Origin of the sequence: Ohtaekwangia sp., from assembly GCF_036568665.1 — a bacterium.
GTDB lineage: Bacteria > Bacteroidota > Bacteroidia > Cytophagales > Cyclobacteriaceae > Ohtaekwangia.
In genome coordinates this window covers 1-11,863 of the sequence record NZ_DATCSD010000128.1, presented here as the reverse complement: position 1 = coordinate 11,863, position 11,863 = coordinate 1, and the positions used below count along the sequence as shown (strand labels likewise).

7 protein-coding genes are annotated in these 11,863 nt (G+C 45.9%); all 7 read left to right on the top strand.

Annotated features, from left to right (window positions below):
* On the top strand, positions 1-3,396 hold a 3,396-nt coding region (locus VIN08_RS06755; RefSeq protein WP_331962140.1), incomplete at its 5' end, for a T9SS type A sorting domain-containing protein.
* A 172-nt stretch (positions 3,397-3,568) separates the two neighbouring features.
* Positions 3,569-5,014, top strand: a complete 1,446-nt coding sequence (locus VIN08_RS06750) for an alpha-L-fucosidase (protein WP_331962137.1) — start codon at positions 3,569-3,571, stop codon at positions 5,012-5,014.
* 258 nt (positions 5,015-5,272) lie between these two features.
* Positions 5,273-6,286: a sensor histidine kinase gene (locus VIN08_RS06745; protein WP_331962134.1), complete on the top strand. Its 1,014-nt coding sequence runs from the start codon at positions 5,273-5,275 to the stop codon at positions 6,284-6,286.
* Complete coding sequence (locus VIN08_RS06740; protein WP_331962131.1) at positions 6,283-6,978, top strand: LytTR family DNA-binding domain-containing protein; 696 nt, start codon at positions 6,283-6,285, stop codon at positions 6,976-6,978. The genes VIN08_RS06745 and VIN08_RS06740 overlap by 4 nt, the downstream gene beginning before the upstream one ends.
* A 333-nt stretch (positions 6,979-7,311) precedes the next feature.
* Positions 7,312-8,748: an alpha-L-fucosidase gene (locus tag VIN08_RS06735; RefSeq protein WP_331962128.1), complete on the top strand. Its 1,437-nt coding sequence runs from the start codon at positions 7,312-7,314 to the stop codon at positions 8,746-8,748.
* 16 nt (positions 8,749-8,764) lie between these two features.
* The gene (locus VIN08_RS06730; RefSeq protein ID WP_331962125.1) at positions 8,765-10,639 is read left to right on the top strand and encodes a beta-galactosidase family protein; all 1,875 of its coding nucleotides are present in this window, start codon (positions 8,765-8,767) and stop codon (positions 10,637-10,639) included.
* 204 nt (positions 10,640-10,843) lie between these two features.
* A partial coding sequence (locus VIN08_RS06725; RefSeq protein WP_331962122.1) for a sialidase family protein occupies positions 10,844-11,863 on the top strand: 1,020 nt, incomplete at its 3' end.

The following is an 11,863-nucleotide window of genomic DNA, read 5'->3' as shown; positions in this document are numbered from 1 at the left end:
GTAGATTGCCCTGCGGCCGTTCGTATAACCTATAACGGAACAGAGTATTGTCCCGGTACTGCTACTTATAACAAAACGGGCCCAGGTACGGCAGCCGTAACATTTGATAATCTGTCAACGGGTATATATCAGATCAAAGTCGAGAGTCAGGGAGTGGCAAACAACCCGTGTACGCAGTCTGTTTTCTATGAAGTCGGTCCACCGGGTACATTTACAGCAACGGCTTCTCCCAATGCACCCAACGCCAGTGGGTATAATATAGTCTGCTATGGAGGAACCAGTGGTCAGATTTCATTTAATGTTTCCGGAGGCTCAGGCTCGTATACCTATACCATCAATGGTGTGGATAAAACTCCGGATGTAAGCTCGCCACCAACGTTTACCAACCTGGCCGCGAACACCTATACAGTAAAAGTAAAAGACAGCAACGGCTGTGATCCCGATGCAGCGATAGCTGATGTAGTGCTGTCGCAAACGCCAGCGGCAGAAGCACTCTCTGCCGATTTCGGAACACTGAAAGATCCTGCCTGCTATAATGGCAATAATGGTTACGTTACCTTGCAGGTAAATTATGGAACAGCTCCGTTCAGCTATACGCTCAATGGTAATACAGTTACAGCAACGGGCGCTGATCGCACACCGGCTATCAATGCACTGAGTGCGAATATAGCCTATACTATTGTTGTTACGGATGCCAACAGTTGTAAGAAGCAACTCGATCCGTTTACACTGACGCAACCAACAGACCTCGCCTTTACGGGTGTCGATAAAGTTGACCTTACCTGCAACGGTGTGCCTACCGGTTCATTGAAAGTTACAGGAGGTACAGGCGGAACTGCTCCGCTGGAATATTCAGTAAACGGAGGTGCTTCGTATCAGGCCGATCCGGAATTTACAGGACTGTCGGCAAAATCGTATGTGGTAAAGATTCGCGACAAGAATCTGTGCGTGAAAGATGTCTCGACAGTAACGCTTGATCAGCCTTCGGCTATAACATTTTCAACCATCAGCAATACGCCACAAAGTTGCCCGGAGAAGTTAGATGGTGTGATCAGTCTGGCACCTTCAACCGGTGGTACAGGAACGCATACTTATTCTATCGATGACAATACCTATACTGCGGAAGCAGCCACGATTCAATTTACCGGGCTGGCTTCCAAAAATTATACGTTGTATACCCAGGATGCAGCGGGATGTAAAGTAACAAGAGCATATTTCCTTCCGGCACGTCCTGCTATTACCGGTACGTTTGCTATAGCACATCCGATCAGTTGTAATGGCGACAATGATGGTGCCTTGAATCTCACACCGGGTGGTGGTACCGGCCCCTATACTTTCAAGTGGTCTACCAATGAAACAACAGAAGATATAGCAGGTCTTGTTGATAATTTATATAGCGTAGAGATCACCGATTCCAAAGGCTGTTTGAAAAGTTTTGACTATGATTTTCAACAGCCGGCAGTGCTTACGTTGCAGCCTGCAGTGCAGAATCACTCGGGCTTTGGTGTATCCTGTAAAGGTTCAACGGATGGCTCGATTGATCTTACCGTGTTAGGAGGAACGGCACCCTTTACTTATGCATGGTCTACCACCAGTGTGCAGGAAGATGTAACCGGACTTTCTCCCGGTAATTATGATGTGCACGTAACCGATGCGCATGGTTGCCAGGCATCTTCATTAAGTATAGCGGTAACAGAGCCTACAGCTGTAGCGTTGGCATTAGGTACCTTTAAAAATATATCATGCTATAGCGGCTCGAACGGAGAAGTGCAGGGTGTTGCTACCGGTGGTGTTGGTTACTATGAATATTCATTGAACGGCACTACGTGGCAGAATGAAGATCTGTTCACCGGCCTGAAAGCACAGGGATATACTATATATATGCGCGATGCCAACGGCTGCGCGAGCAACACAGTAGACCATACGTTGACAGAACCTCCATTACTGGTATTGTCGCTGGATAAGAAGATTGATACATCCTGCGGTGCTGCCAATGGTAGTGCAGAAGTACTCGCGACTGGCGGTGCGGGTAGTTACCAGTATAGCTGGCAGGATGCGACCAGCACAACGATTGGATCAGGTAGCGCAATTACCGATCTGGCCAGTGGCGATTACAAAGCGATAACGCTCGATGGTAACGGATGTACGACCAATATAGCGGTGATCATCAACGACTCCGATGGTCCCAAGATCACGCAACAGTTGCTCAAGGGGCTTACCTGTTTTCAAAGCAACGATGGCGAGATAGGTATATCGGTGAGCCAGGGTCTTCCTCCCTATAGTATACAATGGGATACGCAGGAAACAACTACCAGCATCGCGAATGTTACAGGCGGTGAACACTGGGTAGAAGTATTCGACTCGAAAGGTTGTCGGGGCAAGCAAGTGTTCCAGGTAGATTTTCCGGCTGCACTTGCAGTGGATTATACCAACACTATTCCACTCTGCACGGGTAATGCCGATGGTGATATAGCGATAGTAGCATCGGGCGGTAATGCTGGTGGATATAGTTATTTGTGGTCGACCGGAAGCACCGGTACATCGCTGAGCAATCTCAAGGCCGGTACCTATCAGATCACGATTACTGATACGAAGAACTGTCAACTTGTTCAGGATATAGTATTGCCCGACCCTCCGGTGTTTACCGTAGATGCCGGTGGCGACCGTACAATTTGTGTCGGACAAAAGCTGACCGTAAAAGCACAAGAGGATGATGCTACGTATCTCTGGACATCGGATGCCGGATATTCAAATGCAAACAGGGAAGTTATACTCACTATTCCTGCAAAGTATACACTGAAAGTAGTGAGTCATAACGGCTGTGAGGCGAGTGATAGTTTCGTGTTATCAACCTCAAACGATCTGTTGAAAGCAGACTTCCTGATGGCAGCCGAAGCAAACGCTGGTGATACCGTGGTGTTGATTGATGTGAGCTGGCCCGTGCCAGAAACGATCGACTGGTCGTTACCGGCAGCAGCAAAAGTAATTACACAAGACGATGTATATGCCGAAGTGATCTTTGAGTCTCCGGGAGATTATGAGGTAGTATTGAATACACACCTCGGTGAATGTATCGATAACTATACGAAGAGCATTACGATACTTGAAGGAACACCGGATGCCGGTGGAAGACAAGGTGCACGACTGGTACAGCGCTTCGATATATACCCGAACCCGAACAGCGGATCATTTACCGTGCAACTGGAATTTTCAGAAGCCGTGAACGGACGCCTGCGGTTGATCAGCACATCGGGTAAGAAAGTATTACAGGAAACATTAACGGATCGATCGACCTTTACATTACAAACAGGACTACAATATCTTCCATCGGGTATCTACTTCCTGATACTCGATGCGAAGGACGAGACGATGTACAAGCGCATCATGATCGAGTAAGAACCAGAACTTTAATCCCTCCTGAAAACTGCATCTCCTTACACGGGGTGCAGTTTTTTTATTTAAGAGGGTAGTAGATTTTGCGAGCCTTGCCGTTTCTCATAAAGATTCACAAGCTTTGTAACAGCAGGCTGTGGATAGAGATTCATCATCTATGAACGCAAATAACATTATGAAAAAGATCCTGGTGTTCGGTACATTAAGCATCGGCATCCTGTGTAACGCAGGCATTGCCTCTGCACAGGGAAATATCCATCAGCAATCCACTACATACGAATGGCCAAGCGATCCGCTGGTAAAAGAAAAACTGGAAACATGGCGTGATCAGAAATTTGGTATGATCATCCATTGGGGATTGTATGCCGTGCCGGGTATCATCGAGTCGTGGGAGCTTTGCTCGGAGAGCTGGATCAATCGCGACAGCACCATTACCTATGATGATTATAAAAAGTGGTATTGGGGATTGAGCAAGCAATTCAACCCGGTAAATTTTAATCCGGAGCAATGGGCACAAGCTGCGAAAGATGCCGGCATGCGTTACCTGGTATTTACTACCAAACATCACGATGGCTTCAATATGTTCGATACCAAGCAGACTGATTTCAAAATCACCAACGGTCCGTTTGGTTCTAACCCGCGTGCCAATGTTGCCAGGTATGTGTTCGAAGCTTTTCGCAAGCAGAACATGATGATCGGTGCGTATTACTCTAAACCAGATTGGCATTCGGAATATTACTGGTGGCCACGCTATGCCACGGCTGACAGAAATGTAAATTATGATATCCGTAAAAATCCGTGGCGATGGAATCAGTACAAGCAATTCACGTATAACCAGATCAGTGAATTAGTACACGACTATGGAAAGATAGATATACTCTGGCTGGATGGTGGCTGGGTTCGTCCGCTCGAAACGGTAACCGATGAAGTAAGAGCGTGGGGTGCTGCTATACCAGAGTCAGGTCAGGATATAGATATGCCGCGCATAGCATCGATGGCGCGTACTGCGCAGCCCGGTATACTGGTAGTAGATCGTACAGTTCACGGACCTTATGAAAATTACCAGACACCGGAGCAATCTATACCGAAAGATAAACTGGATCATCCATGGGAGAGTTGCATTACACTGGGAGGAGCATGGGGCTATGTGGCGGGCGATAAATTCAAATCGGGTACAAGAGTCATTCATACATTAGTAGAAGTTGTAGCAAAAGGAGGAAGCCTGCTGTTGGGCGTTGGCCCAAGCCCCGATGGTACCTTTAGCCAGGAACAGATAGACCGGTTAAAAGCTGTAGGCCAATGGTTGCAACAGAACGGAGCTGCTATCTATAGCACCCGCACAGCCGATCAATATTACGACCAGGCAAGCGATACGTATTTTACCACGGGCAAGAACAAAGAGACCTATGCCATTGTGCGACTGACGGAAGGTAAAGCTATACCAGCCACTGTGGAGTGGACGGGTAATATACCTGCCAAGGGTGCTACCATGAAATTGCTCAGCACGGGCGCTTCAGTAAAATGGAAGAAGCAAGGCGATAAAGTGATCGTATACGTACCATCAGCCTTCATAAAGAAATATAGTACATACCCGGCATTGGCGTTTTCATACCAGCAATAAACAAGGGCTGCGGTGGCTGGAAATAACAGAAGCTCTCCCATTGTGGAGAGCTTTTTTTGTAAATTGATTTCGGTACAAGCAGCGAGATATGTGTGCAGTAATTTCAAAGACCGACACATTTAACCTTATTGCCGCATAAATTTTCGCGACACTGTTTTGTCTTTACCTTGCTGTCGTTTTTATTACGGTATATACCAAGCTGTACTGTATACACCAACAAGGTCGTGACAACATCACGGCAATTGAATCATTTAGCACATGACCAGAAGCCGGAATATTGCTATTCATATTATAGGGTGGGCGCTCTTTCTGATCCTGCCCCTGGTGTTTTCTCCCGGCCCTGCATTTTCAAGTCATGGCATTCCGCATTTCCTGAAGCGCGAGTTGATCGCATGTGTTTTGCTGATCGGGTATTTCTACCTGAGCGCTGTGCTCGTCAGTGAGTTTTACTTCAAAGGGAAATATACCTTGTTTTTTCTGTTGGCATTTGTATGTTTTCTTGTTACCACGCTGGTACCTTTCCTGTTTATTCCCGGTCATCCCGATCTGCCGGTCGATCCACAATTTCCACGTCCTCCCGGAGATGATAATTCAATCCTGATGGAGTTCGGTCATAATTTCTTCCGCTTTTCGGTTGTCACATTTGTATCACTAACGCTCAAGATCAGTAATCGCTGGAAGCAGGCCGAGCAGGAAAAGCTCAACGCAGAGCTATCGTATCTCAAGGCGCAGATCAATCCGCATTTTCTTTTTAATACACTCAACAGTATTTACTCGCTCTCTATTCAGAAGTCAGATCATACGCCCTCGGCCATCGTAAAGCTTTCGTCCATGATGCGCTATGTGGTGAGTGAATCCAGTCGCGATTTTGTATCACTTGAGAAAGAACTTAATTATATTCGTAATTATATAGAGCTACAGCAATTACGTTTCGGTGATGCCATTCAACTGCTATTCTTTGTAGATGGCAGCTCCGGGGCGAAACGAATCGCTCCCCTGATACTCATACCTTTTGTAGAAAACGCTTTCAAACATGGCATCAATGCAGAAGAAATTTCGAAGATCAAAGTTTCGATAGAAGTGGATAACCACGAACTGCGGTTGGAAGTATATAACAAGAAAGTAGTAGTTCGGAAAGACGAAGAGAGGAGCGGGCTGGGTATAGAGAACACACGCAACCGGCTGCAGTTACTATATCCTGATCGGCATATACTCAGCATCACCGATGCAAAGGAAGATTTTTCTGTTTTACTGACCATACGACTGAAATGATAAAAGCTATAGCCATTGATGATGAAACGCTCGCCTTGCAGGTGATTGAAAATTTTTGTCAGCGGGTAGAGTTTGTTTCGCTGGAGAAGTCATTCAACAAACCGAACGAAGCGCTGAAGTATATCAGTAAATTTCCGGTGGATCTTTTATTTCTCGATATCAACATGCCCTCGCTTACCGGCATTGAGTTATATAAAGAGATAGAACAAAACACGATGGTGATCTTTACTACAGCCTATACCGAATATGCAGTAGAAGGCTTTAACCTCAGCGCGATCGATTACCTGCTCAAACCTTTTACCTTCGAGCGCTTTTTGCAGGCTGTAAATAAAGCAGACGAGTATCATCAGCATATACACCAGAAAGCAAAGCCTGAACAACAATACCTTTTTATTCGTGCCGATTATAGTCTGGTAAAGATCAACATGGCCGATATCTTGTTTGTTGAAGGACTCGATGATTACCTGCGCATTCACTTACAAAATCAAAAGCCTGTTGTTGCCCGCATGACGCTGAAAGTAATGCTGGAGAAACTTCCGCCACAGGCATTCGTCCGCGTGCATCGTTCCTATATCGTGGCGTTCAGTCGCATCCAAAATATTCGTAACAAGATCATCACCGTAGCAGGAGAAGAAATTCCTGTGGGTACGAGTTATGAAGAGGCATTCTTTAAGGCGTTGGAGAGTCGTTAGTTTGAAGTTCAAGGTTTAAAGTTTAATGTTCAAAGTTTAAAGTCGGTAGTTCAGGGTTCAAAGTTTAAGGTTGTGTTGTGAGAGACCTGTTCTTAGATATACCCCTATAACCCTCTTGCTAACGTGCGCACACAACACACACTCATCACACTCACGCATTTCCGAAATGCTGGCAGCCTGTAGCCAGCGGCTCTTTCCTGCATCTCGCGGCTCACGACTCAAAGCCCGCAGCTATTTTTCCTATCGGTGGTATTTAAAAATTACGGGCGGAGAGTATAATATTGTAGACTCATCGTTTCTACCGGTATGCCTATGCTAAAAGAAGTAAAGAATATGAAGAAAACCATTTACACCCTCGTTGCATTTTTCTTCCTGCTGTCGTGCGCGAAGAAAGAAGTAACACCACCGCAGGCGATTATGCCTGTGCCCAGTGAAGCACAACTTGCCTGGCACGAAATGGAACAAAATGCCTTTGTGCATTTTACTACCAACACCTTTACCGATAAAGAGTGGGGCTATGGTGATGAACAACCATCCGTATTCAATCCGACTGATCTCCATGTTGACCAGTGGATCACGACTTTAAAAGATGCCGGGTTCAAAGGTGTTATACTCACCTGCAAGCATCACGATGGTTTTTGCTTGTGGCCATCACAATATACCGAGCACTCGGTTAAGAACAGTCCCTATAAAGGAGATATAGTAAAGCTGGTATCGGAATCGTGTAGAAAAAATGGATTGAAGTTCGGTATCTATCTTTCTCCATGGGATAGAAATCGTGCTGACTATGGTTCGCCTGAATATGTAACCTATTATCGCAATCAGTTAACAGAGTTGTTTCATGCTTACGGACCTGTGTTTGAAATGTGGTTCGATGGTGCCAATGGTGGCGATGGTTATTATGGTGGCAAGAAAGAAACACGAAAGATAAACGGAGCTACTTATTATGATTGGCCTACTACACTGAACATGGTGCGCGAGATAGAGCCGAATGTAATTTTCTTTAGCGATGCAGGGCCTGGTGTGCGTTGGGTTGGTAACGAGCGTGGTATAGCAGGCGAAACAAACTGGAACTCCATTACGCCGGATACACTTTATGCAGGAAAAGGCGGTATAGAAAATCTGTTGGGCACAGGCAATGAAAACGGAACACACTGGATACCGGCAGAAGTAGATGTATCGATTCGTCCGGGATGGTTTTATCATGCGAAGGAAGATTCGTTAGTGAAAACTCCGGAGCAGTTATTCGATATATATATGACATCCGTAGGCCGTGGTTCCACTTTATTACTCAATGTTCCTCCCGACAAGCGCGGTGTGATTCATGAGAATGATGTAAAGGCATTGAAAGGCTGGCGCGAATTGCTGAACACAACGTTCGGTAATAACCTGGCGGCAAAAGCAAAAGTTACGGCTACATCCTATCGTGGTGAAGCAGATGCCTATGCGGCATCGAACGTAACGGATGGCAACAAAGATACTTACTGGGCTACAGACGATCATGTTACCACGGGTAGCATGGAGATTGAGCTGGGTGGAGTGCACCCGGTAAAATATATAGTGCTGCAGGAGTATATCAAGCTTGGCCAGCGTGTAAAATCATTTACAGTAGAAGCGTGGAAAGATAACGCCTGGCAAAAAATAGCAGAAGCTACTACGATCGGGTATAAGCGTATTCTCAAAACGGAGCCGGTTGAAACGGACAAGCTGCGTGTAACCATCACAGCATCAAAAGCGTGTCCGCTGATTTCAGCTGTCGAGGTATATTAATTAAGCAACGAGAAAGATGAACAAGGCTGTGAAGTGGATCGGTGTAGTGTTGATGGTATGTATATCGCTGAGCATAACCGCTCAAAAGAAAACACATACCTTCGAAGTAAAGGACGGTCAATTTATATACGATGGAACGTCCATGCAGATATACTCCGGAGAGATGCACTATGCGCGCATTCCCAAAGAGTATTGGCGGCACAGGCTGCGCATGGTGAAAGCGATGGGGCTTAACACGATTGCCACGTATGTGTTCTGGAACTACCATAATATAGCACCGGGCGTATGGGACTTTAAAACCGGTAACCGCGATCTCGCTGCCTTTATTACTACCGCACAGGAAGAAGGACTGAATGTTATACTTCGTCCCGGGCCGTATGCGTGTGCCGAGTGGGAGTTTGGTGGCTATCCGTGGTGGTTAACAAAGAATAAAGACCTGGTAATTCGCGCTAACAATAAACCATTCCTCGATTCGTGCAAAGTATATATCAGTAAACTCGCAGCAGAAGTAAAACACCTGCAGGTGAGTAAAGGTGGCCCTATACTATTGGTGCAGGTAGAGAATGAATTTGGTTCGTATGTATCGCAACGAAAAGATATAGCCTTGGCGGATCATCGTCAGTATAACCAGGCTATACAAAAGATGTTAGTGGAGGCGGGCTTTGACGGACCGTTCTTTACTTCTGATGGTACCTGGTTATTCGATGGTGGTTCACTGCCCGGTATATTACCCACCGCCAATGGCGAAGGGAATGTTGATAACCTGAAGAAGGCAGTAAATAAATATCACCAGGACAAAGGTCCCTATATGGTGGCCGAGTTTTATCCGGGCTGGCTTGATCATTGGGGCGAGCCATTCACACGTATAGGTGCGGAAGATATAGCCAAACAGACGGAGAAGTATTTGCAGAACGGTATACATTTCAATTTTTATATGGTGCATGGCGGCACCAACTTCGGATTTACCTCGGGTGCCAACTATAATGATGAACACAATATTCAGCCCGATATAACCAGTTACGATTACGATGCACCGATCAGCGAAGCCGGCTGGGTAACGTCTAAATATACTGCGCTGCGCGACCTGATGAAGAAGTATGTGAAATATACCATACCTGAAATTCCACAGAAGATACCGGTAATCACACTGCCCGATATAGCATTGACTAAATCGGTAGATTTCTTCGAATGGAAAAACAGCGTGAAGCCTGTTACCAGCGATACTCCGCTTTCGTTTGAAGATTTAGGACAGGGACATGGCTATGTTTTATACAGCAAGAACTTCAATCAACCTATCCAGGGAATGTTGCAGATAAACGGTCTTCGCGACTATGCTTTGGTATATATTAACGGGAAGAAAGCTGGTGAACTGAATCGCCAGTCGAATACTTATACATTAGAGGTGGATATACCTTTCAACGGCAGGCTGGATATACTGGTAGAAAACATGGGACGCATTAACTACGGGGCGGATATTGTGAACAGCACAAAGGGTATAATTTCTCCGGTAACGATCAACGATTTCGAGATTACCGGTGGATGGAAGATGTATAAAGTTCCTTTTGAACGCGTACCCGATCTGTCGAAGAACAGTAACAAAAAAGTGCAGGGTGTTCCCGTCTTCTATTCGGCCACTGTGGAGATCGACCAACCCGGAGATACTTTCCTGGATATGCAAGGGTGGGGTAAAGGAATTGTATTTGTAAACGGCAATAATATAGGCCGCTATTGGAAGATCGGTCCACAGCAAACACTCTATGTGCCCGGATGCTGGCTGAAGAAAGGCAAAAATGAGATCATCATCTTCGAACAACAAAACGATTCACCACCAACCGTTCTGAAGACAACTGCTACTCCCGTGCTCGAATATATACCCGAAGGACAGCATTGATATACTTTGTGTATCTTCTGTGTTAATCTGTGAATTCTGTGGGAACATATTTTGCATTTCGTCTGTAGGAAATTGAATATCGAACAAGGAACACCGATCAACGAATGATGAAGTATAAATACCGGGAGACGGAAAGTCCGAAAGTACTTTGTACTCTTTACGGTTAACGATAACGGATAACTAATAACGATTAACGACCAACGAATGTCGAAGTGTATATTGAAATGCAAAACTATACTGGCCGGTATACTGATACTGGCCGGTGCTTCCAACCAAATTGCTGTAGCGCAAACTAAATCACAACAAAATCAGATAACGATGCTGGAAGAAGATTTTGTGTTTGGCGACAATCGTCCTTTTCCACAATGCCATGCCTCTACGCTCGTGCGCACGGGTGATGGTAAATTTCTGGTGGCATGGTTTGGTGGCACTCACGAGAAGCATGATGATGTAGGTATATGGCTCTCCAAAGGTAAACCCGGACAGTGGTCGGCTCCTATAGAAGTTGCCAAGCTTCGTGAGGAGCCGCATTGGAACCCGGTGCTGCAGCGACTTTCTTCCGGTGCTATTATACTATATTTCAAAGTAGGCAAGCCTATAGATGTTTGGGAGACATGGTATATGATCTCGCGCGACAATGGTGCAACATGGTCGCAGGCAAAGGAGCTGGTGCCGGGCGATAAAGGCGGTCGCGGGCCGGTAAGAAATAAAGTGTTGGTGCTATCAAACGGAACATGGCTGGCACCTGCATCCAATGAATTGAAAGGTATATGGAATGCGTTTGTCGATCGCAGTGAAGATGATGGCAAGACGTGGAAAGCGACACCGTTTCTGGAGTTGAATCGCGATTCTATTCCGGGTGAAGGGATCATTCAGCCGACATTGTGGGAATCATCACCCGGTAAAGTCCACATGCTGCTGCGCAGCTCTGCCGGTGTTATCTGCCGAAGTGATTCGAAAGACTATGGGAAGACATGGTCGCCTGTATATAAGACAAATTTACCCAATCCCAACAGCGGCATTGATCTGACGAAACTGGATAACGGCACATTGGTGTTGATATACAATCGCGATGGAAAGAACTGGGGCGCAAGACGACCTGTATCGATGGCTATATCATACGACAATGGTAAAACATGGCCGGTGATCAAAGATTTGGAAGTAGGGCAGGAGGGCGATGAGTTTTCGTATCCCGCTATTATACACTATGGCGATACAGTAGCA

Bases quoted from the DNA above. Each gene is read 5' to 3' on its own strand.
- VIN08_RS06750 (WP_331962137.1), top strand. From the start codon at position 3,569: ATGAAAAAGATCCTGGTGTTCGGTACATTAAGCATCGGCATCCTGTGT.
- VIN08_RS06745 (WP_331962134.1), top strand. From the start codon at position 5,273: ATGACCAGAAGCCGGAATATTGCTATTCATATTATAGGGTGGGCGCTC.
- VIN08_RS06740 (WP_331962131.1), top strand. From the start codon at position 6,283: ATGATAAAAGCTATAGCCATTGATGATGAAACGCTCGCCTTGCAGGTG.
- VIN08_RS06735 (WP_331962128.1), top strand. From the start codon at position 7,312: ATGAAGAAAACCATTTACACCCTCGTTGCATTTTTCTTCCTGCTGTCG.
- VIN08_RS06730 (WP_331962125.1), top strand. From the start codon at position 8,765: ATGAACAAGGCTGTGAAGTGGATCGGTGTAGTGTTGATGGTATGTATA.